The sequence below is a fragment of the Micromonospora sp. WMMD708 genome, from assembly GCF_049315245.1.
Classification (GTDB): Bacteria; Actinomycetota; Actinomycetes; order Mycobacteriales; family Micromonosporaceae; genus Micromonospora; species Micromonospora wenchangensis.
Genome location: NZ_CP186060.1, coordinates 2695621 through 2720252, shown reverse-complemented (window position 1 = coordinate 2720252; position 24632 = coordinate 2695621). Strand labels below are relative to the sequence as shown.

Sequence of the window (24632 nt, the reverse complement as noted above, 5' to 3'; positions counted from 1 at the left end):
CACACCACGGGGTGGACGGCGGCGTATCCCACCGGCGGGTGGGGTGCGCCGCATCGTCGTGTCCGCCGCCCGACCGGACCGGTCGGCGGCCCGGCCCACCGCACCGGCCGGCCGGTCCCGCCCCGAGGGATCGGGCGGGACCGGCCGGCGGGTCGGTGCCCGGAACACGTCCAGGCGGGTCAGTGCTCCGGGGACTCCTCCGGGTCGGGGACGACCCGGGGGCGGCGCAGCAGGATCACCGACAGGGCGACCAGCAGGCCCAGGTCCAGCACCAGCAGCAGACCGTCCAGGGGGTCGGTGCCGACGTGCTGGTGCCCGGCTTCGGGTGTGACGTCCGCCGGCGGCAGCAGCGGGGCGGCGCCGACGGCGAACACGCTGCGTCCGCTGCTCTGCCGCCCGTCGGTGAGCCACACGTGGTAGGCGACCGTGTAGCTGCCCTGCGGCAGGGCGGGCACGGACACCACCAGCTCGGAGCCGTCGCGCCGGGATGCGCCGGTGGCCACCTGCGGGCCCTGCGCCGGGGTCAACGACACGTGCGCCTCGTCCGGGTCCGGCGTCCCCGGCAGCCGCAGCCGCACCTCGGTCGGCCCGGTGGCCAGGCGGCTGCCGTCCGCGGGCACGACCACGGCGTCGACCGTCGCGGCCGGCCCGGGGGTGCCCGGCGTACGCAGCCACAGCGCCGTCGCCACGGTCACCAGCACCACGACGACGGCCGCCGTACGCGGCCCGAGAAAGCCACGGCGGCGGCCGTCCTGTCCGGCGGTGGTCATGCCGGCGTGAGCGCCCTGACCGAACGGGGAGCGCAGGTGCAGGCCATCGTGGCCCGCTCGGCGGCGTTCGGTCGCAGGTGCAGGTACATCGCGACCACCATCGGCAGGAAGACGATCGTGTTGTAGAACAGGTGCAGCTCCACCCGGGGCACGAGCAGCTGGAGGATGCTGGTCGGCGCCGGACGGTCGAACAGGAAGTTCCCGGTCTGCGCCTGGAGCAGCAGCAGCAGGTGCTCGATGTGGTGCCAGAACTGGATCACCAGGGCCACCGTCCACCAGGTACGGGCCCGGCCGACGAAGCCGGGACGCAGCAGCGCCAACCCGACGAGCATCACGATGGCGTACCCGTAGTGCAGCCACTCGGAGGTGACCAGCCACGGCACGGCCATCCCCAGCACGCCGCGCGACTGCGGCACCGGCCAGCCCAGCACCCAGATCTGGAACGCCTGGGCGAGGTGCTCGGCCCAGTGCGCCAGCACGACGAGCATGTACAGGTTCAGCGCCATCCGGTGGTAGGGGCCGTTGAGCAGGCCGAGCGGGCCCGATCGGGGCTGGCGGGATACGGCTTGGTTCGACATGTCGGGTGGTCTCCCCCATCGGTCGACGGACACCGGCACCACAGCGGGGCCGGGGGACGGCAGCACGCCGTCCCTCCAGGCTGGAACCCGCCGCGGTGGTTGTCGTCTTCGAGCGTGCCGAACATCTACTGTGGTGGGACGCTCAGGCCCCCGCCGGTCGTTCGGCGGGACCGGCGCAGCAGCGCGCCAGGTGGCTCTCCTGGGCCATCCGACGCATCGCCTCGAAGGCCACTTCGGACAGCACGTTCCAGACCGCCATGGCGGTGGCGGAGTGCGCCGACTCGTGCTGGAACTCGTGCGTCACGATCCGCTCCGCGCTCTCGGCGTGCTCGCTGAACACGTCGATGTCGCAGTCGGCGTCCAACCGCTGCAACGCGGTCAGCACGTGGGCGAGGGTGTCGCGGCCCGGGGAGGCGACGTCGACCTCCCAGCCGAGCCGGTCGATGAACGCGTCGACCTGGACCCGGGCCGGCCCGACGTCCGGCGCGTCGTCGTCCTCGGGCTGGTCGGGGAAGAGCGCCCAGATCGTGGCACGGCACTGCGCGCCCAACGCCAGTCCCTTGTCGTCGAGGGCGGCCAGCACCCGGCGCACCGAGGACAGGCTCAGCCGTCCGATGCCGGCCAGCACCCGGATCAGCCGGAGCCGGGCGAGGTGTTCCTCGCCGTACTCAGCCTGGTTGCGTGCGGTGGGACGGCCCGGCGGCAGCAGGCGCTCCCGGATGTAGAACTTGATCGTCGGAAGTGGAACACCACTGATCCTGGCCAGATCTGAGATGCGCATCCGTCCCCCCAGGGTCCCGGTGGCCACCGCCGGACGCCGTGCGCGGCGGTGCGCCGCCGCCCGGCAGCGGCCGGCCCGAACGTAACGGCGGTGGCACCGCCGTGGACAGCGGACGCCGGGCAGCACGGCGGGTGAAGGCCGTCGGCGCATCGGCGATGACGGCGGCGGAACCGCCCGTCGGCACGACGGCGGCTCCATGGGCAGGGCGGGCACCTCGGGCCGTACCGGCCGGGGTGGTCGCCGCGCATCCGGGACTCATCGCACCTCCCCCAGCACGATGAGCAACCTGAGAGTTGCTCAGCGCAATAGTAACCAGTGCGACCTGCGCACCGGTTATTCGATGTTGCTGAACCGCGCTTCGTGACTGGGGCACGGGGGTCACGTCAGAGCCCGCACCGTCATCGGCAGGCCGCCGCGGATCCGCAGCGACAGCATGGGTTCCGGCACCACCCGGTGCCCGGCCGGGGTGTGCAGCCGCAACCGGCGGCTCACCATGGCCACCACGAAGACCGCCTCCATCAGCCCGAGATGGTTGCCGACGCAGAACCGCGGCCCGGCCCCGAACGGCACGTACGCGTAGCGCGGCCGGTCGGCCGACGCCGACGGCGAGAACCGCTCCGGGTCGAACCGGTCCGGGTCGTCCCAGTAGGCCCGGTGCCGGTGCAGGGTGTACGGGCAGATCAGCACGTCGGTGCCGGCGGGCACCGCGTACCCGCCGACCTCGTCGGCCTCCTGCGCCCGCCGGGACAGCATCCACACCGGAGGGTAGAGGCGCATCGCCTCACTGAGCACCATCGAGGTGTACGTCAACCGGGGCAGGTCCTCGTAGGTCGGCGACCGGTCACCCAGCACCTCCAGCGCCTCGGCCCGCACCCGGTCCCAGACCTGCGGGTGCCGGTCGAGCAGGTGGAAGGTCCAGCCGAGGGTGCTGGCGGTGGTCTCGTGCCCGGCCAGCAGCAGGGTGGTCAGCTCGTCGCGCAGCCGTCGCCGGCCCACCGCGGGATCGGTCTCCCGGCGGGTTGAGGCCAGCAACCGGGACAACGCGTCGTCGTGGTCCTCGTGGCCCGGCCGGGAGCGCCGCCGGGCGGCCAGCTCGTCGACGATCCCCTCCAGCTCCCGGCGGGCCCGCCGGAACCGCATCTGCTGCGGCAGCGGCACCCACATCGGCACCAGGTTCATCGACGCCATCTCGAACATCGCCTGGTCCTGCATGGACTCGAAGGCCGCCCCGAGGGACCGGAAACCGCTCAGGTCGGCGTCGAGCAGGGTCCGCCCGAGCACCCCCAGGGTGAGTCCGGTCATCTCCCGCAGGATGTCGACCGGCTCGCCACCGGCGTACGTCTCCAGCCGGTCGACCAGCCGGCCGGCCTCCTCGGCGACGATCCCGGCCTGCCCGGCGATGCGGCGGGCCTGGAACACCGGCTGGATCACCCGACGCTGCTCCCGCCACAGCTCGCCCTCGCTGGTCAGCAGCCCGTCCCCGAGGGCCCGGCGGGCGTGCATCAGCCCGATGCCCTTGTGGTAGTTCTGGCTGTTGTCGGCCAGCACGTGCTTGGCGTGGTCGGGGTGGTTGAAGAAGTGCAGCCCCCGCCCCGGGCCGAGCCGCACCGCGTCGCCGTACGTCTCGGCGGCGGAGCGCATCAACCCGAGCCGGTCGCGGCCGAGCTTCCACAGGGTGCCGAGCATCGCCACCCCGGTCGGCCCCCGGGGGACGACCCGGGGCGCGACGGTGGTCATCGGACCACCCCGCTCGGCATCGGGGTGATCTGCCGGAACCGGCCGTGCAGGAACAGCACCGCGTCCTCCTCGTGACGTTTCTCGGCCGACAGCAGCCGGCCGACGAAGATGGTGTGGTCGCCGCCCTCGTAGTCACGCCACAGGGCGCACTCGAAGGAGGCCAGCGCTCCGGAGATCAGCGGCGCTCCGGTCAACCGGCCGGGCCGCCAGTCGACGACGTCGAACTGGGCGGCCCCGAGCGGCCGGCGGCGGTCGGCGAAGTGCCGCGCCACGTGCTCCTGGTCGGCGGCGAGCACCGACACGGCGAAGCTGCCGGCGGCCACCAGGTGCCGGTGCATGACCGCCTCCCGGTCCACGCAGACCAGCAGCAGCGGCGGGTCCAGCGACACGGAGGTGAAGGCGTTCGCGGTCATCCCGTGCGGGGAACGACCCCCGACGGTGACCACGGTGACGCCGGTGGCGAAGGCGGCGAAGGCCCGCCGCAGCGCTGCCGGGTCGACCGCCGGGTCGTCGTCGCCAAGGGGCATGTCCATGGTGGTCTCCTCGCCGTCACTGGGCCCGGACAGTGGCCGTGTAGGGCGCCAGCGCCCGGGTCAGCGCCTCCGGCACCCGGGTCGGCGCGGTCCGGTTGTTCGGCCCGCGCATGCAGGCCACCCGTTGCCGCCCCCGCGCGACCAGCGTCTCGCCGCCGCCCGGGTCGAGGCGTACGTAGTCGAAGCTGAACTCCAGCTGGGTCTGCACCAGGTCGACCAGGCGCATCCGGATCGACAACTCGTCGAACGCGGTGATCTCGGCGAAGAACTCGCAGTCGACCTTCAGGGTGAACAGCTTCAGGTCGTCCTGGAGGTCGGCCAGCACGTCCGGGGCGTGCTGCTTGAGGAACATCTCCCGGCAGCGCCCCTGCCAGCGCAGGTAGTTGACGTAGTAGACGTTCCCGACGATGTTGGTCTCCTCGAAACCGACCGTGTGCGGGTACTCGAAGTACTTGTCCATGCTCAACTCCACCCGTCGGTGAGCACGGTGAACACCACCGGTTGCGGGATGTCCACCAGGCTCGTGGCGAACGTGGCGACACGCAGCGGACCCGAGGCCAGGACCACCCAGCCGTCGGGACCGCCGGGCGTCAGGGTCAGCGGCGAGTCCGCCGGCAGGCCGACCTTGCGCAGGCACTCCACCGCGCCCCACACCCGGGTCGCCGCGGTGTGCCCGCTCTCGTCGCGGTCCGCGGTGATCAGCGCGGCCAGCCCGGCGTGGACGCCCAGCAGGCCCGCCCAGTCCGCCGTCGACCGCTCGGCCACCGGCTCGACGTCGCAGCCGACCGTCCCGGTGGCCGCGACGGCCAGGGTCACCCCCGCGCCGTGCGCCGCCGAAACGGCCCGGTCGCCGTCGACCTCGGGCCGGCCGTCCGGGCGGTAGCGCACCTCGTGCCGGGCCCCGAGGGCGCGGCCGACGGCGACGGCGGTCCGCTCCCGGCGCGGCACGTCCGGCGCGCCGTCGGGTTCCACGGCGACCGCGACCCGCGCGCCGAGCACGTCGCCGAGCCCCCGCTCCAGGTGCGAGCCGAGCAGCACCGGCAGCCACGGTCCGCGCCCGCCCCGGTGCCGGACCGCCTGCAACCGCAGGCCCTCCCAGCGTTCGACGACCGCACCGGACCCGTCGCGCACCGCGATGTCGTAGACGTAGGTGTCGCCGTCGCGGCTGCGTTCGGTGGCGCAGCAGCGCACCGCGCCGGTGCCGGACATCCGCGCCCCGGCCGGCCAGATCCGCTCCACGCCCACCGGCAGCAGGGTGGCGTCCGGTACGCAGACCTGGTTGCCGTGCATGAACGCGTCCCGGGTGCCCGGGTCGCCGAGCAGCAGGTCGGCGGGGAGGAAGCCGGCGAACCAGGCGTCGCCGCCGCCGACGGCCACCTCGGCGTCGACGTCCCGGGCGGCGGCCCGGTGGAACCGGCGCAGCCGCTGGAACCGGCCGCCCTGGAACAGCCACTCGCCGTACAGGTCCCGCTCGGGTGCCAACGGCACCTGCGGCAGGCCCGGGTCGGTGCGTCCGGGCGGGCCGTCGGGGGCGGCGGTGTCGGTGAACCGCAGCCGGGCCCGGAAGTGGTCGGTGGCGTACCCGGTCTCGGCGCTGCGGATCGCCACCTGGACGACGGCGTCGTCGGTGACGGTGGCCGCCACCCGGATGACCGTGCTGCCGTCCGGCGGCACCACGATGGGTCGGGGGAACTCCACCTGCTCGACCACCGGCACCGTGGAGCGGCCGGTGACCGCGACCGCGACCTGCGTCATCGCCTCCATCCCGAACACCGCCGGGAAGAGCAGGTTGCCGTCGAGCAGGTGGTCGGCGAGGTACCGGTCGGCGCCGGCGGTCAGCTCCACCTCACAGACCAGCTCCACCCCCGGGTAGTACGCCAGCGGCTTGTCCACGAAGCGCAGCAGCGGCAGTGGCGGCCGGTCGTAGCGCAGGGTGTCCATCCCCTCGGCCCGACCGCTGACCACCACCACCGGCGGCACGTCCGGGTCGTCGAGCAGCCGCAGCAGCACGTCGACGCCCTGGTCGGGGCTGATCGGGACGACCCCCTCCCGGCTCAGCGACTCCACCACCGACAGCCGTTCGCCCATGCCCACCCCGGACCAGACGGACCACTCCAGGCAGAGCGCCCGGCAGTTCGGGAACCGGCGGCCGGTCTCCTCGGTGAGCCCGGCCAGCCAGTCGTTGGCGGTGGCGTAGTGCGCCTCGCCGCGCAGGCCGGCCCGGCCGATGATGCTGCCGAAGGTGACCAGCAGACGCAGCTGCCCGGGGTCGACCGCGGCGAGCACCGCGCGCAGGCCGTCCAGCTTCGGGGCGAAGGTCCGCCGCAGCGCCGCCGCGTCCAGGGCGGTCAGCGCGGCCGGCTCGTTGCGGCCCGCGCCGTGCAGCACCGCGGTCACCGGGCCCAGCGCCGCCCGGACCGCGGCGACCGCGTCGGCGACCTGGGCGGCGTCGGTGACGTCGGCGCGGGCGTAGTGCACCCGTACCCCGTGGGCGGTCATCCGGCGCAGGTTGTCCGCCAGTTCGGTGTCCTCGGCCGGATCGGAACGCCCGAGCAGGCCCAGCGCCGCACCGGTCCGCTGCGCCACGGCCAAGGCGCACTCGGCGGTGATGCCCTTGCCGCCCCCGGTGACCAGCAGTACGTCGGTGTCGTCCAGGGCGGGGCCGGTCCGCGCCGCGCGTACCGGCAGGGCCCGCAGCACCGGCAGCCGCCGTGCCCCGGCGTCGTCGTAGTGGCTCTCCTGGTATCCGGTGGTCGCGCCGACCTCGGCGACGACCCGGTCGACCGCCCCGGGCCCCGCCGGGGTGTCCACCACCGTCACCCGCAGCTGCGGGGCCTCCAGGCGCAGCGTCTTGGCCACCCCCGTCGCGCCCCGGCCCCGCTGGACCAGCACGAACCGGGTTCCGGCCGGCCCGGCGAGGGCCTCCTTCGCGCCGGCCAGGGCCAGGTCGAGGTGTTCCTCGGCGCACTCGGACGGCAGGCACACCAGCACACCGGAGTCGACGGCGGCCCGTTCGAGGGCGTGGCGCAGCGGGGCGGCCAGCGGGTGCCCGTCGGGGGCGAAGACCTGCCACCGGCCGGGGACACCACCGCCGGTCGGAACCGGCGGCCCGGCCGGCTCGGCGTCGACGGCGAAGGCGCGGGTCCAGGCCGCCGCGCCGGTGACGGCGGGCGTCCGGTCGTGGTCACCGGCCCGGCCGGTCGCGGACAGCTCGTCGAGCGCCACCGCCAGTTCCGCGACGGTGGCGGTGGCGAAGTTCGTCGGGGCCTGCGCCGGTGGCACGTTCACCAGCCGGGACGCCTCGTTGATGATCTGCCCGACGGTGATCGAGCTGAGGTGCAGGTCGTCCAGGAGCCGGCTCTCGCCGTGCACCATGGTCAGCGGCAGTTCGGCCCGCTCGGCAGCCAGCCGGCGCAGCATCTCCACCGTGGACTCGCCGTCGACCGGCCCGTCGGCGTCGGCCGGGGCGGGCCGGTCGGCGCGGGTCGCCTCCGGCAGGTCCACCGGCGGGGCCTGCTCGCAGGGGCTGGCGAAGAAGTGCTGCTCGGCCCCGATGTCCAGCGGCCGGCGCAGCCGGTCGTCGAACAGCGCCGGATAGTCGTGCGCGGCACCCACCACGAACGCGGCGGCGGCCACCCGCAGCAGCCCGCGCAGCGACTCGTCGTCGGTGTCCAGGGCCACCGCCGGCACGTCGGTGATCGCCCCGGCCAAGCCGCTGAGGATACGACCCGGCCCGACCTCCACGAACAGGTCGATGTCCTTGGCGGCCAACGCCACCGCCTGCGCGAACAGCACCGGGTCGGTGATCTGGCGGTGCAGCAGGGCCCGCAGGTCCGTCTCGGCGGGCAGGGTCTCGCCGGTCACGGTGGAGACCACCCGCCGCCGGACCGTACCGAAGGACTCCCGGGTCAGGTGCGCGGCGAACGCGTCCGCCGCGGGTGCCACCAGCGGGGAGTGGAAGGCGTGCGAGACCCGCAGCAGGGACGCGCCGAGACCCGCCCCGGCGGCCAGGTCGAGCGCGGCCCGGACCGCCTCCTCGGTGCCGGCCACCACCGTCTGTTCCGGCCCGTTGTAGCCGGCGATCACCACGGGTACGCCGGCCAGCAGCGCGGAGACCCGCTCCGGTCCGGCGTTGACGCTCGCCATCACGCCGGAGGAGCTGTGTTCGGTCATCGTCGCGCCGCGCGCCCGGGTCACCCGCAGCAGGGTGTCGTCGTCCATCGCGCCGGCCCAGTGCAGGGCGGACAGCTCGCCGAGGCTGTGCCCGACCGCGACGGTCGCGTCCAGCCCCAGCAGGTCCAGGGCCGCCAGACCGGCCCGGGAGCCGGTGACGATGCGCGGCTGGGCCAGCGCGGTGGCCACCATGTCGCCGGTGACGGGCAGGTCGGCCCGGCGGAACACCTGGTCCACCTCGGTGAGCCGGCGGCGCAGCGCCCCGCCGCTGGTGCCCCGGCCGGCGCCCTGGCCGGGGAAGAGGTAGCCGATCCGGCCGGCGCCGCCGACGTGACCGAGGAAGCTGCGGCCGTCGCCGTCGACCAGCCGGGTCTCGCCGGAGTCGAGCAGCTCGCAGAGCCGCCGCAGCCGCTGCTGCGCGTCGGTCGGTGAGGACACCACCACCGCGGCCCGGTACGGCCGGTCGGCGAGCTGGTCGTGCAGGGTGGCCGCCACGTCGGCGAGCTGCCCCTGGGCCAGGGTCGGCACGTAGTCGAGCAGTTCCTGGAGCCGGCGGCGCACCTCGTCGCGGGACGCGCCGTCGACCAGGAACAGCTCCACGTCCTGCACCGAGGTGGCGAGCCGGGCGGTGCGGGTGTCGAAGGCGACCCGGCGGGCGGTGCCGGCCCGGTCCAGCACCACGTGGGTGTTGATGCCGCCGAAGCCCATCGCGGTGATGCCGGCGCGCACCGGCTGGTCGTCCGGCCACGGTTCGGCCGTCCGCAGCACCCGCAACGTCGCGTCGTCGCGGGTGAGCAGCTCGTGCGGGTCGACGCAGCCGAGCGCGGGCGGCAGCACCTGGTGGTGCACGGCCAGCGCCGCCTTGATCAGGCCGGCCACCCCGGCCGCCGCCTTGGTGTGCCCGATCATGCCCTTGATGGAGCTGATCACGGCGGGCGGGGCGGTCGGGTCGGCTTCCCGGCGGGCCTGCGACAGGGCGGTCAGCTCGGTGGCGTCCCCGACCGCCGTGCCGGTGCCGTGCCCCTCGAACAGCGGCACCGACTCGATGCCGAACCCGGCCCGCTCGTACGCCCGGCGCAGGGCAAGCTGGTAGCCGTTGACCTCGGGACGGGTGATGCCGCCCTTGCCGTCGGAGGAGATGCCCCAGCCGGCGATGGTGGCGTAGCTGCGGTGGCCGGCGGCGAGCGCGTCGGCCTCGCGCATCAGCACCACCATCCCGCACCCCTCCCCCGGCCAGAAGCCGTTGGAGTGCCGGTCGTAGACCCGCATCTCGTCGCGGGCCAACGCGCCGGTCTTGGCGAACCCGACGATCTCGAACGGGTCGATGGACAGGTCCACCCCACCGGCCACCGCGACGTCGAGGTCGCCGTCGAGCAGGGCCCGGCAGGCGGTGGCGACCGACAGCAACGACGACGAGCAGGCGCCGTCGACGGTGTACCCGCCGCCGTTGAGGTCGAAGTAGTTGCAGATCCGGCCGGCGATGGTGTTGGACAGGCCACCGGCGAGGGTGTCCTCGTCGATCTCCGGGAAGGGCGCCTTGTAACGGTCCTCCAACTCGTCGAGGAAGGTCGCCAGCCGGTCGTCCTCCCAGCCCTGCTGTTGCAGCGCGGTGGCGACCGTACGGCGGACGAACGGCCAGCGCAGCCGCAGTACGTTGGCGCGGGCGAACTCACCGGTGAGGGTGTTGCCCACGACCACGCCGGTGCGGTCGCGCGGCAGCCCCTCCCCCGCCGGGAAACCGGCGTCGCCCAACGCCTTGGCGGCCATGTCCAGGGCGAGCCAGTGGGTGAGGTCGGTGGAGCGGTACGTGCTGCCGGCGATCTTGTAGGCGAGCCGGTCGAACTCGTACCCCTCGATGACGGCGGCGGTGCGGGCGTAGAACCGGTCCGGGGCGCTCGGCTCCGCGTCCCAGTAGTCCGCCAACCGCATGCGGACGTCGGGCAGCGCGCGGAAGGCCCGGCGACCGGCGAGGGCGTTCTCCCACAGTTCTCGGGGCGAGGTGGCGTCCGGGTATCGGCACGCCATGCCAACGATGGCGATCCTGGTCATGCGGGCACGATCTCCTTACCGTTCGGGTCGCCACGGGCGTGGCGAGGCGCCTGCCGAGGCGTGGGCAGGTGTGGGGAGGGAGGCTGCGCCGGGACCACCGGCGCGGGGCGGGACGGGGACGGGGACGGAGGGTGTCCCGGTCAGTGCCTTCCGCGTACCCGGAGTTCGTCGGCGATGGCCCGACGCCAGATCTCGTAGCCGGGCTCCAGCGGGCTGTCGCCGCCGGCCGGCCGCTGCTCGTCGCAGATCCGGTTCGCTTCCGCCGGGGTGATGCCGGCCAGCACCGCCGTGGCCCGGGCGGTGTGCGGGGTCTCCAGGCCGGCGGTGAGCCGGGCGGTGGCCGCGAACGCGCTGCCCTGGGCGACCTCGGCGCGGTGGTTGCCGGCCCGGTCGAGGAAGAGGCGCAGTTCGTCGGCGTCGACGCCACCGGCGTACGTGGCCGCCAGGCCCGCGCCGCCGTACAGGTCGCTGCGACGCTCGGCCGGGAACCGGTCGATCAGGTCGGCGACCACCCCGGCGTCGGTGCCGCCGACGAACCACATCGCCCGGCCGATGCCCTGGTCGATGGCGCGTTGGGCGTACCAGCGGGGGCCGTCGGCCGGCCACGGGAAGTCCGGCTCCCGGTACTGCTCGTGCACGTACCGGCGGGTGTGGAAGTAGGCCTGGTGGAAGCCGTAGCCGTCGAGCACCAGCCAGCGCAGCAGCGGGTCCGGGGCGTGCAGCTTCGACCAGCGGAACCGGGGCACCCGGGCCATCGCCCAGCCGACCCCGACGTAGGCCATGTAGACGTGGTCGGCGCCCCGGCCGGCGAGGAACGTCCGGACCCGGTCCGACCGGCCGCCGGGCAGGGCGTCCAGCACGGCGAGGGCCATCGCGGCCCCCTCGTAGGCGAAGCCCCGGAACTGCGGCCGCACCGCCTCCAGCGCCGGCTCGGCGTCGGCGGGGGTGCGCGCCTCGGCGGCAGCGGCGTACCCGGTCAGAAATGATTCGCCGACGGTTTCCAACAGTTCGACGGCCGCCGGATTCTTTCGGTGGAAACCGCGAACGTCGAGTTTGGTCGCCGTCGACGATGGCGTGATAATGCGTCGCCGCAGTCTCAGGAATAGATTCGACACCGGGCGTCCCCCTATCTTCTCGCACGTCAGGAGGGATGCCTCCTGAAGTTATGTTTTCAGCGGCGAAACAGATCGTCTACTTCTAAGGTGCGCCACCGGCGCATTACCTACGGGCCCGGTAATTGGCCGGCGGGTTCACCGGGCGGCCGGGCGCAGGCAGCGCCGGCCGACCTCCCGGGCCGCCGCGTACGCCGCCCAGGCGACCGCCTGCACCAGCGCCCGGTCGGTGGGCGCGCTCCGCCGGAACGCCCCGACCACCTCGTCGTCGACCCGGTAGGAGGCGAACGCGGTCAGCAACACCAGCCGGCCCGCCGCCCGGTCCGGTCCGGGCAGCCCGGCGCAGGCGTCGTCGTACCAGCCCCGGCCGGGGCCGGGTGACGACCCGTCCCACCGGTCGAGCCGCTCGCGCAGCAGCGCCCGGACCGGGGCCGGCACCGCCTCCTCGCCGGCCGCGTCGAACGCCCGGTAGGCGCGGGCCACCGCACCGGCGATCACCGGGTCGGCGGCGGCCCATCCGGCGTCGTCGGGCAGCGTCGCCGCCGGCAGCAGCGCCAGTGACCGTCCCGGCCGGGGCGCGCCGCGCAGGGTGGGACGCAGCAGCCGGCCGACGGCCCGCTTGAACCGACGCCGGGCCGCCCCGGTCAGCCCGGCCGGCAACAGGTGGTCGGGCAGGAACACGTTGACCACCCGGGCCAGGTAGTGGAAGGCGACCACCACACCGACCAGCTCCGGGGCGTGCGCCGCCGGGAACGGTGCGGCCGGCGCGGTGGCGTGGGCGTGCCGGGCCCAGCCGGTCACCGCCCGGACCGCCGGGTCCCGCAGGTCGACGATCCGGTCGTCCGCGACGGCCTCCGCGTCGTCCTCGGTGGCCAGGTCGTACAGGCTGATGCTGTGCATGTCCACGCAGTACGGGCAGGTGTTCGCCACCGAGACCCCGGCGGCCACCGCCTCCTTGGTACGGCGGTCCACCGTCCGCCCCGCCACGAGCGGCTCCCGCAGCAACATCCAGTACGCGGCGAGCACCGACGGCGCCGGGGAGTGCAGCAGCACCGGCGGCACCACCAGCTTCTGCTCCCGCTCCGCCTGGGCGTAGACGTCGGCCACCAGCCCCCGGGCGGTCCCGGCCGGCACCGGCGTGACGTACCTGACCTGCCGGCGTACCACCGAGGACGCGACCCGTGCGGCGACCATGACCTCTCCCCTGGCGGGCCCGCCTACCTGCCGGGGTTCGCCGGACGTCGACGGCCGGGCCCATCGTGGTCAGCATGCGCCGGCCGGCCCCGCCGGTGGTTCTTCCACGGTGCGCAACCCGGCGCATGGGCGCGGATGCGCCCCCGGCGGCGGGCGTCCACAATCGCCGCCTACCCGCGTCGTGGCGGCGGCGAGGACGGTGGATCGCCAGCGCATGACGAGAGAAGACAGCGCCCGCGCCCGGCCCGCATGCTGCTGGTGCTGACGTGACGCCGTCGACGTGGGCCCGGCCACCGGCCGCCCCGCGCGTCAGGCGGCGACGGGATCGGCGTCGTGCGTGGCAACCGGCGCCCTCGGACGCGCCGGGCCACGCTCGCCCCTGCTGACGAGCGAGAGGACAGACGCGTGAGCGCACGAAACGACGTCTTCGTCGACCTGACCCTGGAGGGTGACGCCGTCGACCGGATGGTGGCCGGCCTCGACGAGGCGCAGTGGGCGCTGGACACCCCCGCGCCGGAGTGGACCATCGCCCACCAGATCGCCCATCTGGCGGCGACCTTCCGGCTGGCCGGTCTGGCCGCGGCGGACCCGGCGGGGTTCCTCGCGCTCGCCCAGCAGTTCGGGCCGGACTTCAACCGCAACGTGCGGACCGCGCTCTCGCCGTACCTGTCCGCGCCACCGCCGGCGCTGCTGGCCAAGTGGCGCGAGGAACGGGCCACCGCCGAGCAGGCCCTGGCCGCGGTGCCGGCCGGGCAGACGGTGCCCTGGCTGGTCCGGCCGCTGCCGGCGCCGGTGCTGGCCGCCGCCGGCATGATGGAACTGTTCGGCCACGGCCAGGACATCGCCGACACGCTCGGGATCCGCCCCGAACGCACCGACCGGCTGCGGCACCTGGTCGACTTCGCCGTGCGCACCTGGGACTTCGGCTACCAGGCCCGGGGGTTGGACACCCCCGACGTCGCGCTGCGGTTCGAGATCACCGCGCCCTCCGGCAGGGAGGTCTGGGAGTTCGGACCGGCGGACGCGACCGAGCGGATCACCGGCCCGGCGGCGGACCTGTGCCTGCTGGTCACCCGCCGCCGGCACCGCGCCGACCTGGCGTTGACCGCCGTCGGGGCGGAGGCCGACCGCTGGCTGGACCTGGCGCAGGCCTACCGGGGTCCGGCCGGTCCCGGCCGTGCCCCCGGCCAGTTCGACACCATCGCGGCGTGACGGCCGGCGGCCCCCGTCCCGGTCCGGGACGGGGGCCGCCGGCTGTCCGCAGACCGGATCAGGCAGGCGTCGCCGGGTCGACGGCCGGCACCCGGTCGCGCACCCGGGCCCGCCACAGCTCGTACGCCGGCAGGTCCGGCCCGGCGGCGGTGTCCACCGCGACGTCGTCGGCCAGCACGGAGGCGTGCTCCACGCTCATCCCGGCGAGGGCGTGCAACGCCACCCCGGTGTGCCCGGGAATGTGACCCGAGTAGTCGCGGGCCTTCGCGGCGAACACCGCGCCCTGGCCGAGGTGCGGGCGGTCGACGCCGCTGAGCCGGGCCAGCGTGGCCAGGCCGGCCGCGTCGCAGCCACCGGCGAAGGTGGCCGCCAGCCCGACGCCGCTCCACAGGTCGGGACGCCGGGACCGGTCGAACCGCTCCACGGCGGTCGCCACCTGGTCCGGCTGGGCGCCGTGGATGAACCACAGGGCCCGGCCGACGCCCTGGTCGCAGGCGCGGGCGAAGTAGTCGGGATGCCCCTGCCAGGGGTACGCGGCGGGGCGGTACTGCCGCCGTACCCACTGGTCGGTGTCGAAGTAGGCCCGGTCGAAGCCGTACCCGTCGACGGCCAGCCAGCTCATCGTCGGGTAGTACCGCATGCCGGTCAGGTCGGGCAGGACCCGCCGCCACAGTGGACGGGGCAGCCGGGCCATCGCGAAGCCGATCCCGATGTAGGTGAGAAAGGTGTGCCGTTCGGCCCGCCCGCGCAGCAGGTCCCGGGTCCGGTGGCCGCGCCCGCCGGCCATCGCGTCGCGGACCGTGAAGGCCATCGTGGCCCCCTCGTAGGCGAACCCGCGCAGTTCGACGTCGACCAGTTCCAGCCGGCGTTCCACCTCCCACTGGTCGCGGGCGTCGATCGCCCACTCGAAACCGCAGATCACCGTCTGCGGGATGGCCTCCAGCCGCCGGGTCACCGCCGACTCGACGACGGGGAAACCGCGCCGGGCGAAGGTCACCTCGGCCAGGGACGGGGTGAGCAGCAGCCTGCGGAGCGAACCGAGGGTGGTCGGCATGGCCATCTCCCTGGGGGACGCCGGACGGTCGGTGCCGTCGGCAACGGTCGGGGGACCCGCCGGGGCACCTGCGGGCGCACGCCGGTCACGGGTCCACCCATCGTCGGGGCCACGGCGGTCGTCCCGCTTCTCCGGGCGTGCGCAGGTGCGTCCACCGGCCGGCCGGCCGGGCCACCCCCGCCGGCCGTCCGGCGGCGACCGGGGTCACGGCGGGGGCCCAGCGCACTTCGGAAGGTGTTTCGGCGGGCCCGGGGCGTGCACGATGTGCGGCAACGGAATCGTGCAGCGACGGTGCCCGGATTCCTCCGCCACCGGGCGGCACGGACATTCGCGCGATCCACGGTGAACGCATTACCGCAGTTTCTCCCGGAACAATTTCGCACCGGACAGGAGGCGTCGTGCAGTCCGATACCACCGACGCAGACGTAGCGCGGACAATGACCATCGAGGCCTTCGCCGATACCATTGTCCCGGGCGAGAAGCGAAGCCCGGACGACCGGGCCGTGGCGGGTGCCGCCCCCGGTGGCGGCGCGGTCGCCGCCGGGGCGCTGAAGCTGCTGGAGCTGCCGGCCGGCGGCCTGGCCGACTCGCTCGACGGGCTGGCCGTCACCCTCGACATGCACGCCGGGGAGTACGCCGCCGAGCAGGGCGTCGCGCTGGACCCGACGCTGCCGGCCTTCGTGGCCCTGCCGTTCGAGCACCGCACCGAACTGGTCCGCCGGCTGACCGACCCGGAGCACCCGGAGAAGCAGATGTGGGTGGGCCTGGCGCTGTTCAGCAACATGGCCTTCGACAGCGCCGCGCACCTGCCCACCGTGGCGGCGCTGGCCGACGGGCATCCCGGCCTGCTGCACCTCGGCTACCACCGGCCGGACACCGACGGGCTGTGGCGCTACCCGAACTACTCCTACGGCCGCCCCCTGGCCCCCCTGCACCCCGACACGACCCCCACCGGGAGCCCGGCATGAGCAGCACCGAGAGCACCGACGTCCTGATCATCGGCAGTGGTTTCGGCGGCGCGATCACCGCCTACCACCTGGCCGCCGGCGGCGCGAAGGTGGTGATCCTGGAACGCGGCCCGTGGCTGTCCAGCCAGGAGTTCGACCACGACTTCGAGCTGGGATCGTCGTACACCCGGGCGTTCGACTTCGTCGTCGGGGACGGGATGAGCGTGCTCAGCGGCAACTGCGTGGGCGGCGGCAGCGTCGTCTACTTCGCCACCATGCCGCGGGCGCCCCGGTTCGTCTTCGAACGGCACGGCTCGATCGGCCGCCGGATGTGGCCGGCGGCGATCACCCGGGACACCCTGGACCCGTGGTACGACCGGGTGGTCGAGGCGTTGCCGGTCACCGGCCAGAGCTGGGAGCAGGTGCCGTACCCGGGCGGGTTGTGGGCGGCGGCGTGCGCCCATGCCGGCCGGACGGCCAACCCGGTGCCGTCGGCGATCGACCTGGACAAGTGCACCAACTGCAACTGGATGATGGCGGGCTGCCGCTTCGACGCCAAGCGGTCGCTGCTGCTGAACTACCTGCCGGCGGCGTTGGCGCACGGGGCGACGATCCGGCCGCTGCACGAGGTGCAGCACCTGTCCCGCACCGACGACGGCGGCTACCGGGTGCACTACCGCATCGTCGACGACGAGGACTACCGCATCCTGCACGACACGGGCACCATCGACGCGAAGATCGTCATCGTCGCGGCCGGCGCCGGGGCCACCCCGGTCATCCTGCAACGGTCCGAGGCGACGCTGGGCCCGATGCCGAGGGCGGTCGGCCGCTACTTCTCCGGCAACGGGGAACGGCTCAACACCGCCGTGTTCGACGAGGACCGGGTCCGCGAGGTGCTGGGCCTGGACCGGGGCGACGGCATCGCCTACGAGGCGTACCAGATCGGCCGGGGGCCGACGGTGGCCAGCTGGGACAAGCTCGACGCCAGCCTGCCCGAGTACGAGCGGTACTCGCTGGAGCAGCTCTACTTCCCGCCCGGCCTGGGCACCATCCTCGCCCAGGTGCCCGACGCGACCGGCCCGAGCTGGTTCGGGGTGGAGAAGAAGGAGCTGATGCGGCACTTCAAGTCGTGGCTGACCGTCTTCACCATGAGCGAGGACGACAACGAGGGCGTGTTCGGGCCGCCGCCGGAGACCGGCAACGCGCACCGGTTCTCCCAGCAGATGCTGGGGCACGGCCCGCTGCGCTACCAGCCCACGGCGAACACCTGGCGGGGCTGGAACCTCTCCGACGCCGACGTCAAGGACATCGTCGAGCGCGACGGCCTGGCGAAGGTGATGCCGTGGACCAACGACCTGGTGGGGGCGTACACGGTGCACCCGCTGGCGTCGTGCCGGATCGGTGACGACCCGGCGACCTCCGCCCTGGACGACCGGCACGAGCTGCGCGGCCACCCGGGGATCTTCGTCACCGACGGGTCGGCGGTGCCGGGCGCCCTGACCGTCAACCCGGCCCTGACGATCAGCGCGCTGGCGGAACGGGCCGTGCCGGGCATCGTCCGGGCCGCCCGGGAACGCGGGGTCGCGGTCACCTACGGTGCTCCGGCGCCGGACGGCGCGACCGCCGGCCGGCGCGCCGTGCTCCAGGCCCGCTGACCCCGACCACGGTCCCCCGGCATCCGGCCGGGGGACCGCCCCGACCTGGAAGGGGATGACCGTGGGGACCCTGTTGGCCCGCGCCACCCGGCGTACCGTCCTCGCCCACGTACGGCACGTCAGCCCGGTCGCCCCGCACCGCGCGGACGGCCTCGTCGCCCGGGTGTACGCCCAGGTGGAGCAGGACTTCGGCATGCTCGCCCCACCGGTGGCGCTGCACTCCCCCGCGCCGCAGGTGCTGGCCGCGAGCTGGGCGATGCTGCGGGAGACCCTGGTGGCCACCGGGGTGGCGGGGCGGGCGGCGAAGGAGACGGTGGCGGCGGCGGTGTCCGTGGCGAACCGCTGCCCGTACTGCGTCGACGTGCACGGGGCGGCCCTGGTCGGACTGCTGCCGACCCTCGACGGGGCCGGCCCGGCGGTGGACCGGCTCGACGACGGCGAGTGGGGTCCGCTGTCGCGGTGGGCGCGGCGGCCCTCCCCGCACGGGCCGGCCGGGCCGCCACCGACGCCGCCGGACCAACTGCCGGAGCTGGTCGGGGTGGCGGTGGTCTTCCACTATCTCAACCGGATGGTCAACGTCTTCCTCCAGGACTCGCCGCTGCCCGCCGCCCCACCGGTGGCCCGGGGAGTGGTGCACCGCACGGCGGCCCGGGTGATGGGCGCGCTGGCCCGCCGCCCCCGCCCGCCGGGGGCGGCGTTGGCGCTGCTGCCCGGGGCCCCGTCACCGGCCGACCTGGCCTGGGCGGGCCCGACGGTGCTCGCCGAGGCGATGGCGCGCGGCTACGCCGCGATCGGGGACGCCGGCCGGCAGGTGGTGCCCGCCGGGGTACGGGAGCTGGTCGTCGCCCGCTGTGCCGATCCGCAGGACGGCCCGACCGGTGTCAGCGCCCGCCCCTGGGTGGACGACGCGGTCGCCGTGCTGCCCCCGGCGGAGCGGCCGGCGGGACGGCTCGCCCTGCTCACGGCGTTCGCCTCCTACCAGGTGACCGACGCCGTGGTGGCGGACTTCCGGGCGCACCATCCCGGCGACGACGCCCTGGTCACGGTCACCGCCTGGGCGGCCCTGACGGCGGCCCGCCGTTACGGCCCCGCCCTGGCCGGTGTGCCGGACGCGATGGAGCCGACCGGCTGACCCGGCACCGGTTCCCGTCCGTGCCTGCGGTCCGTGGGCGTCGGACTCCGACAGCGGCCGTTGGCGGGTTCCTCGGTCCGCACCACGGTGTCGCCGACCCCGGCCCGGAGCCGTCGTTTTCCGTCCCGGCGGGTGCGGTCGCCGCTGCGGCGGAGCGGGCCCTGCGCGGCACACCGCCCCCGCCGGCCGGTCCGGCCGGTGCACCGCGACGGGGGCGCGGTGCGGGCGTCGATGCCGCGCCGCCGGCCGACCCCCGCCACGCCGGCAGCCCTGCCCGCGCAGCGGTGGGGCGGGGACCCCGGGGGGGGTGCAGCCGGAGCCGGTTCCCGCGCCGGCTCCGGCTGCCGTCCCCGGGGCCCGGAATCGGGCCCGGCCGGTCAGGACCCGGACCGCTGCCCGGCGTCCACCGGGCCCGCCGGCTCCTCCCCCGCCCGGGCGGCCGGCGGACGCTCCGACGCCTCCGGCGCGGGCCCCGGGACCGGCCCGGGGGCGGGGACCGGCGAGGTGGCCGGCATGTCCCGGGCCAGCCGGAGCACCCTGAGCACCAGCGGCAGCCGCCACAGCGTGCGCGGCGGGTCGACCAGCCCGGCGACCCGCATGTACGCCCGGGTGACCTCGGGGTCCTTGGTCATCGCGTACTGGAGGCGGACCAGGTAGGCGTTGTGCAGCCGGATCGGCAGCGACTTCGGCCCCACCCCGGGGAAGTCCAGGTCGGTACGGGTGGACAGCTGCCACGGGTGGCGCATCAGCCGGGCCACGTCCCGCAGGTAGGAGCGGCCGTCGACGGCCGGTTGCCGGTCGAGGAACCGGCGCAGGGCGGTCACCTGCATCGCCGCGGCGGTCATCCCCTGCCCGTAGACCGGGTTGAAGCTGCACACCGCGTCGCCGAGCACGGCCAGCCCGGCCGGGAACCGGGTCAGCCGCTCGTAGTGCCGCCAGACGCTCGCCGGGAAGGTGAACGACACCGCGTCGCCGGTCGGGTCCGCGTCACGGACCGCCTGGTGGATGTCGGCCACCGGCAGGGTCCGGACGTAGTCCTCGAAGCCCTCCGGGTCGGTCGGCGGGTGGTCGCCGAGGATGCCGGTCAGTGAGAGCCGGAAGTCGCCGGTGGCGGTCTGCCCGAAGAACGCCCCCCGGGGGTGCTCGGGCGAGGCCACCGGGTTGATCGCGACCGGCCCGTCGAAGGTGCCGGGCCGCCGCCGGTAGGTGCGGGTGGTGTACGCCAGCCCGATCGTCATCCGCTCCTCGACCGGCCGTTCGTAGCCCAGCTCGGCCAGCCAGACGGGCAGCCGGGACCCCCGGCCGGTGGCGTCGACCACCAGGTCGGCGTCGAGCTGCTCCTCGGGGCTGCCCGGCGCGCGTTCCTGGATGCGGACCCCGGTGACCCGGTCCCGGTCCGCGGTGGCCACCAGCCCCAGCACGTCGGTGTGCTGGCGGTAGGTCACGTTGGGCAGCCCGGCCACCCGGGACCTCAGGTAGTTCTCCAGCACCGGCCGGTTGCCGGCGACGGAGAGCAGCCCGGTCTCGGTCCGGGCGATCGGTCGGGCGTTGAAGTACCAGCGCATCAGCCCGAAGTCGCGGACCGGCAGGCCCAGTTCCTTGGCGTCGTCGAGCAGGCCGGGGAAGAGGTCGGACAGGATCAGGTAGCCCCGGGCGTGCAGCCCGTGCGCGTGCACGGCGTGCGACGCGCCCTTGCGCATCCCGGTGACCCCGAGCACCTCGTCGCGGTCCACGACGACGACCTCGCGGTACCAGTCGGACAGCACCCGGGCGGCCAGCGTGCCGGCGATGCTGCCGCCGGCCACCACCGCCCGGTCGCCCAGGATGCGTGGCGTCACCGGGGCCTGGGGCCGGCCGCCGAAGGCGGCGCGTACCCGGTCGGTCACCCCACCGCTTCGCGCGGTCCTGCTCGCTGCGACGTGGTCGCCCATCTGCGGTGCCTCCCTGAACTCGGTCGGCGGCCCACGCGGGGCGGGGACGGGAAGCGCCCCGCCGCGCACACCGCCGGGCGTGCGGCTCGCCAGGTGTGCTGCCCATGGAAGCAGAACCGGCGGGACGGCACGTCCTCGTACGTGCCCAATGCGGACGGTCGCCCCGAGCTGGCCGGAGCCGGCCGGTCGGGGCGGTGAGCACGCTCGGAGGTGACCCCCCACCTCGCCGGTTCCATCCTCGAACCGGGTACGACGGGTGCCGGCACGGTCGCGGCCGGCGACGGTGTGGACGCCGGTACCCGGCTCCGCACGGACGGCCGAGACGAGGAGGCGGACACGTGCCGCAGGTGACCGAGAACGAGGACGGGACCACGACCTACAGCATCAACTCCGCCGAGCTGCGCCGGCTGCGGGACCTGGTCGTCGACCGGGTGCCCGAGTTGAAGCGGGCGCTGGAGCTGGCGGAGAGCCCGGAGGTGCGTACGACGCTGCGCTTCGTGCGGTCCGTCCTGCGCTGACCACCGGCCCGCTGGACAGGGGCGAGACCATCCCGCGTGCCGTGGGTCCCGGCCGGCTCCCGGTCGGCGCACCGCCGGCCGGACCGAAAGGACGAGTACGTGAGCGTGACGACCAGGGACAGCGGCGGGGGCACGGCCGCCACGGGCCGTACGGGTGGTGACCGGGACCCGGCGATCTTCGGCATCCGCGGGTTGGCGGCACTGGCGCTGCTGACCGTGCACGTGGCGATGTTCTCCGGGCTGCTGGGCACCAAGGCGCTGGGGACGCCCCGACCGCCGAGCAACTTCCTCGGCGGGTTCTTCGTCAGCGGGCTGCCCTCGTTCATCGGGGTGTTCTTCGTCCTGCCCGCGCTCTACCTCTACCTGCCGCTGGCCCGGGCGATCATCGCCGGACGGCCCCGCCCGCCGCAGGGCGCGACGATGGTCCGTCGGTTGATGCGGCTGCTGCCGGCGTACTACCTGATGTACCTGGTGGTGCTCGTGGCGCTGAACCGGGACGCCATCGACGGCCCCTGGTACGTGCTGCGTCCGCTGCTGCTGTTGCAGATCTACTCGCCGAGCCCGTTCGCGCCGCACTTCATCAACGGGATGGAGGTCAGCTGGACGGTGCCGAGCATGGTCCAGTGGTACCTGGCGCTGCCGCTGATCGCCTGGGCGAGCCACCGCTTCGCCGCCCGGGGCGCGACCCCCGTGGCGCGGGCCCGCCGGCTGCTGCTGCCGGTGCCGGTGCTGATCGCGATCGGGGTCGGCTGGCTGTTCTTCGTCAAGGGCAACGGCTGGGACAACCGGATGGTGTTCTGGTGGCCGCAGGGGTTCGCACCGACCATCGGCATCGGTCTCGGGCTGGCCGTGCTGCTGGCGTTGTCGCAGGTGTCGCCCGGGGACACCCCCCGGCTGCTGCGGTTCGCCGCGCTGCGCCCGGGGCTGTTCTGGGTCGCCGCGGTCGTGGTCTACCTGGTCAACTGCGCCCGCCCGTTCAGCGTGATCGGAATGGACGCGATCTACTCGACCAGCGGGCTGTTCATGACGTACCTGATGGTGGCCCTGTTCGGCTTGTTCGCGTCGCTGCCGCTGGTGTCCCCGGGCGCGGCCCGGACCCGGGTGGTGGACGCGGTGCTGACCGCCCGTCCGGTGGTCCACCTGGGACGGGTCTCCTACGGCGTCTACCTGTGGCACTTCGCGGTGATGCACTTCTACCTCCAGCCGGGCGCGGTGTTCAGCGGCGCCGTCCGCCCGATCCGCGAGCTGTACGGCACGGCCGGGTTCTGGGAGTTGGAGACGGTGACGCTGCTCGGCGCGGTGCTGCTGGCCACGCTCAGCCACCGGCTGGTCGAGCAGCCGCTCGCCGCCCGGGTGGACGCCCTGCTGGCCCGGCGGCGGCGGCCGACGCCGCGCCCCCCGGCGCTGCTGCGGGCGCCGCTGCTGGCCACCGCCACCGTCGAGGTGCCGTCCCCGGCGCAGGCCGGGGCGGTGGTGGCGGCGGCGGTCACCGACCGGGACGCCATCCAGGCCAACCTGGTGGACCTGGAGCGGCACCTGGACCGGCACCTGCTGGCCGCCGCCGAGCTGACCGGGGAGTCGGCCCGTCGGTGGGCGGCGGCCCGGGCCGACCTGGCCCAGTTGTGGACGGTCTACCACGCCTACTCGGCGGTGGTCGACGAGGCGGTCCGGCCGTTCGCCGGCACCGGGCAGCCGTCGGCGGCGGAGCTGGCCCGGGTCGGCGCGCTGCTCGACCAGGCGTCCGTGGTGGTCACCGGTCCGCCGCCGCCGCTGTCCCGGCGGCGGATCACCGACGACGGCCGGGTGGAGTTGACCGTCGCGGCGGCGGTGGCCCGGATGGACGGGCTGTTCCGGGGGGTCGCCGAGGTGGTGACGGCGGCGGAGGCGGTGTGGGAGACCGCCGGGGCGCGGCTGGAGCGGATCGACGCGGCGCTGGCCGGGCGGGTGGCCGACGGGGCGGTTGCGGAGCCGGTGGCGCAGCGGGTGGAGCGGTTGCGGGCGGCGGTCCGGACGGACCCGCTGGCCCGGTGGCGGGACGGCGCGGTGGTCACCGACGACCTCGACGACCTGCTCGGCTCGCTGGAACAACTCGTGGCATAGCCGGCGTTTTACGCGGTTTGCTCGAACGATGGGGCGGATAATCTCCCGCATGGTGACCGGCGGTGGTCGCGGAATCCCCGCGCGTGGTCCGAGGGCATGAGGAGACCGTCTTGAGCACATACCGGACCGTTGACGACGAGGGGCTGGCGGCGGGGACGGAACGACTCGTCCCCGCCAACGGCGTGCAGCTCTGCGTCGACACCTTCGGCATGCCGGAGCACCCCGCCGTGCTGCTGGTCAGCGGGGCGTCGAACTCGATGGACTGGTGGGCCGACGGGCTGTGCCGACGCCTCGCCGACGGCGGCCGGTACGTGGTGCGCTACGACCACCGGGACACCGGCCGGTCCACCGCCTGGCCGGCCGGCTCCCCCGACTACCACTTCGACGACCTGGTCGCCGACGCCGCCGCCCTGATCGACCGGCTCGACCTCGGGGCCGCCCACGTCTGGGGCATCTCGATGGGCGGCGCGATCGCCCAGCGGCTCGCCGTGGAGCACCCGGAACGGGTCGCCTCGCTGACGTTGGGTTCGACCAGCCCCGCCCTGCGGATCGGCAAGCGTCCCTATTCCGACCTGCCGCCGATGTCGAGGGCGCTGATGGCGAGCTTCGGCGAACCCCGCCCCGACCCGGACTGGGACGACCCGGACTCCGTCGTGGAGCACATCGCCGCCGGCCAGCGACCGTTGACCGGCAGCGTCCCGCTGGCCGGGGCGGAACTGCGGGCACTCGTGGCGCGGGCGGTGGCGCGTACCGTCGACATCCGGGCCAGCCTGGGCAACCACTGGTCGATCGACGGCGGGGCGGAGTACCGCGACGCGTTGGGCGGGATCACCGCACCGGCCCTGGTGGTGCACGGCACCGAGGACCCGCTCTTCCCGTACGGGCACGGGGAGGCGTTGGCCGCCGAACTGCCCGTAGCCCGGCTGCTGCCGCTGCCCGGGGTGGGCCACCAGATGCCGCCCCGCGCCACCTGGGACGTGCTCGTGGCGGAAGTTCTGTCGCACACCGGTGGCGGTGCCGGGAAACCCACCGGGTGAGCACGTCTGCGGAAGACAACGGTACCTCCGCTCTGCCAGCGTGGACACGGCCCCTGACGCGCCGCTGATCACGGACGTCGGTGGGTCGTCCCTGACCACCGACGGCTGGAGCGTGACGC

18 protein-coding genes are annotated in these 24632 nt (G+C 74.7%); 7 read left to right on the top strand and 11 right to left on the bottom strand.

Going from position 1 to position 24632, the window contains the following annotated elements; all coding sequences use genetic code 11:
- Nucleotides 1-179 precede the first annotated feature (179 nt).
- From ACN260_RS11855 to ACN260_RS11815, 9 genes are all read right to left on the bottom strand, one after another.
- Nucleotides 180-770: a copper resistance CopC family protein gene (locus ACN260_RS11855; protein WP_422756013.1), complete on the bottom strand. Its 591-nt coding sequence runs from the start codon at nt 768-770 to the stop codon at nt 180-182.
- Nucleotides 767-1348 (bottom strand): hypothetical protein, encoded by a 582-nt coding sequence (locus ACN260_RS11850; protein ID WP_422756012.1) that lies wholly within the window; start codon nt 1346-1348, stop codon nt 767-769. Before ACN260_RS11850 ends, ACN260_RS11855 begins: the two co-directional genes overlap by 4 nt.
- A gap of 142 nt (nt 1349-1490) precedes the next feature.
- Nucleotides 1491-2129: a MerR family transcriptional regulator gene (locus tag ACN260_RS11845; RefSeq protein WP_422756011.1), complete on the bottom strand. Its 639-nt coding sequence runs from the start codon at nt 2127-2129 to the stop codon at nt 1491-1493.
- A gap of 378 nt (nt 2130-2507) precedes the next feature.
- On the bottom strand, nt 2508-3866 hold the full coding sequence (locus tag ACN260_RS11840) for a cytochrome P450 (RefSeq protein ID WP_422756010.1): 1359 nt from the start codon (nt 3864-3866) through the stop codon (nt 2508-2510).
- Nucleotides 3863-4393, bottom strand: a complete 531-nt coding sequence (locus ACN260_RS11835; RefSeq protein ID WP_422756688.1) for a flavin reductase family protein — start codon at nt 4391-4393, stop codon at nt 3863-3865. Before ACN260_RS11835 ends, ACN260_RS11840 begins: the two co-directional genes overlap by 4 nt.
- 22 nt (nt 4394-4415) lie before the next feature.
- The gene (locus tag ACN260_RS11830; RefSeq protein ID WP_091242950.1) at nt 4416-4859 is read right to left on the bottom strand and encodes an acyl-CoA thioesterase; all 444 of its coding nucleotides are present in this window, start codon (nt 4857-4859) and stop codon (nt 4416-4418) included.
- Between the two features lie 2 nt (nt 4860-4861).
- Nucleotides 4862-10621 (bottom strand): SDR family NAD(P)-dependent oxidoreductase, encoded by a 5760-nt coding sequence (locus tag ACN260_RS11825; protein WP_422756009.1) that lies wholly within the window; start codon nt 10619-10621, stop codon nt 4862-4864.
- Nucleotides 10622-10761: 140 nt separating this feature from the next.
- The gene (locus ACN260_RS11820; RefSeq protein WP_422756008.1) at nt 10762-11736 is read right to left on the bottom strand and encodes a DUF1702 family protein; all 975 of its coding nucleotides are present in this window, start codon (nt 11734-11736) and stop codon (nt 10762-10764) included.
- Between the two features lie 135 nt (nt 11737-11871).
- On the bottom strand, nt 11872-12927 hold the full coding sequence (locus ACN260_RS11815) for a carboxymuconolactone decarboxylase family protein (RefSeq protein WP_422756007.1): 1056 nt from the start codon (nt 12925-12927) through the stop codon (nt 11872-11874).
- A gap of 465 nt (nt 12928-13392) precedes the next feature.
- On the opposite strand from ACN260_RS11815, the gene ACN260_RS11810 reads away from it, so the two are divergent.
- Entirely contained in the window at nt 13393-14139 is a 747-nt protein-coding gene (locus tag ACN260_RS11810; protein ID WP_422756687.1) for a TIGR03084 family metal-binding protein, read from the top strand.
- 58 nt (nt 14140-14197) lie between these two features.
- On the opposite strand, the gene ACN260_RS11805 is transcribed toward ACN260_RS11810, so the two are convergent.
- Nucleotides 14198-15193 (bottom strand): DUF1702 family protein, encoded by a 996-nt coding sequence (locus tag ACN260_RS11805; RefSeq protein WP_422756006.1) that lies wholly within the window; start codon nt 15191-15193, stop codon nt 14198-14200.
- Nucleotides 15194-15591: 398 nt separating this feature from the next.
- Between ACN260_RS11805 and ACN260_RS11800 the strand changes: the two genes are divergently transcribed.
- From ACN260_RS11800 to ACN260_RS11790, 3 genes are all read left to right on the top strand, one after another.
- Nucleotides 15592-16161, top strand: coding sequence for a DUF5987 family protein (locus ACN260_RS11800; RefSeq protein WP_422756005.1), 570 nt, complete (start codon nt 15592-15594; stop codon nt 16159-16161).
- Entirely contained in the window at nt 16158-17795 is a 1638-nt protein-coding gene (locus ACN260_RS11795) for an FAD-dependent oxidoreductase (protein ID WP_422756004.1), read from the top strand. The genes ACN260_RS11800 and ACN260_RS11795 overlap by 4 nt, the downstream gene beginning before the upstream one ends.
- Before the next feature lie 61 nt (nt 17796-17856).
- Nucleotides 17857-18927: a carboxymuconolactone decarboxylase family protein gene (locus tag ACN260_RS11790; RefSeq protein WP_422756003.1), complete on the top strand. Its 1071-nt coding sequence runs from the start codon at nt 17857-17859 to the stop codon at nt 18925-18927.
- A 377-nt stretch (nt 18928-19304) separates the two neighbouring features.
- Here the strand turns inward: ACN260_RS11790 and ACN260_RS11785 are convergent, their stop codons facing one another.
- The gene (locus ACN260_RS11785) at nt 19305-20858 is read right to left on the bottom strand and encodes an FAD-dependent oxidoreductase (RefSeq protein WP_422756002.1); all 1554 of its coding nucleotides are present in this window, start codon (nt 20856-20858) and stop codon (nt 19305-19307) included.
- Between the two features lie 338 nt (nt 20859-21196).
- Between ACN260_RS11785 and ACN260_RS11780 the strand changes: the two genes are divergently transcribed.
- The 3 genes from ACN260_RS11780 (at nt 21197) to ACN260_RS11770 (ending at nt 24513) form a co-directional block, all read left to right on the top strand.
- Entirely contained in the window at nt 21197-21376 is a 180-nt protein-coding gene (locus tag ACN260_RS11780; RefSeq protein ID WP_302744126.1) for a hypothetical protein, read from the top strand.
- A gap of 99 nt (nt 21377-21475) precedes the next feature.
- Nucleotides 21476-23476: an acyltransferase family protein gene (locus tag ACN260_RS11775; RefSeq protein ID WP_422756001.1), complete on the top strand. Its 2001-nt coding sequence runs from the start codon at nt 21476-21478 to the stop codon at nt 23474-23476.
- 110 nt (nt 23477-23586) lie between these two features.
- On the top strand, nt 23587-24513 hold the full coding sequence (locus ACN260_RS11770) for an alpha/beta fold hydrolase (RefSeq protein WP_422756000.1): 927 nt from the start codon (nt 23587-23589) through the stop codon (nt 24511-24513).
- The last annotated feature ends 119 nt before the right edge of the window (nt 24514-24632 follow it).

What these genes read in the sequence shown, in the direction of transcription:
- ACN260_RS11855 (WP_422756013.1), bottom strand. Translation starts at nt 770, where the DNA reads ATGACCACCGCCGGACAGGACGGCCGCCGCCGTGGCTTTCTCGGGCCG.
- ACN260_RS11850 (WP_422756012.1), bottom strand. Translation starts at nt 1,348, where the DNA reads ATGTCGAACCAAGCCGTATCCCGCCAGCCCCGATCGGGCCCGCTCGGC.
- ACN260_RS11845 (WP_422756011.1), bottom strand. Translation starts at nt 2,129, where the DNA reads ATGCGCATCTCAGATCTGGCCAGGATCAGTGGTGTTCCACTTCCGACG.
- ACN260_RS11840 (WP_422756010.1), bottom strand. Translation starts at nt 3,866, where the DNA reads ATGACCACCGTCGCGCCCCGGGTCGTCCCCCGGGGGCCGACCGGGGTG.
- ACN260_RS11835 (WP_422756688.1), bottom strand. Translation starts at nt 4,393, where the DNA reads ATGCCCCTTGGCGACGACGACCCGGCGGTCGACCCGGCAGCGCTGCGG.
- ACN260_RS11830 (WP_091242950.1), bottom strand. Translation starts at nt 4,859, where the DNA reads ATGGACAAGTACTTCGAGTACCCGCACACGGTCGGTTTCGAGGAGACC.
- ACN260_RS11825 (WP_422756009.1), bottom strand. Translation starts at nt 10,621, where the DNA reads ATGACCAGGATCGCCATCGTTGGCATGGCGTGCCGATACCCGGACGCC.
- ACN260_RS11815 (WP_422756007.1), bottom strand. Translation starts at nt 12,927, where the DNA reads ATGGTCGCCGCACGGGTCGCGTCCTCGGTGGTACGCCGGCAGGTCAGG.
- ACN260_RS11810 (WP_422756687.1), top strand. Translation starts at nt 13,393, where the DNA reads ATGGTGGCCGGCCTCGACGAGGCGCAGTGGGCGCTGGACACCCCCGCG.
- ACN260_RS11805 (WP_422756006.1), bottom strand. Translation starts at nt 15,193, where the DNA reads ATGCCGACCACCCTCGGTTCGCTCCGCAGGCTGCTGCTCACCCCGTCC.
- ACN260_RS11795 (WP_422756004.1), top strand. Translation starts at nt 16,158, where the DNA reads ATGAGCAGCACCGAGAGCACCGACGTCCTGATCATCGGCAGTGGTTTC.
- ACN260_RS11785 (WP_422756002.1), bottom strand. Translation starts at nt 20,858, where the DNA reads ATGGGCGACCACGTCGCAGCGAGCAGGACCGCGCGAAGCGGTGGGGTG.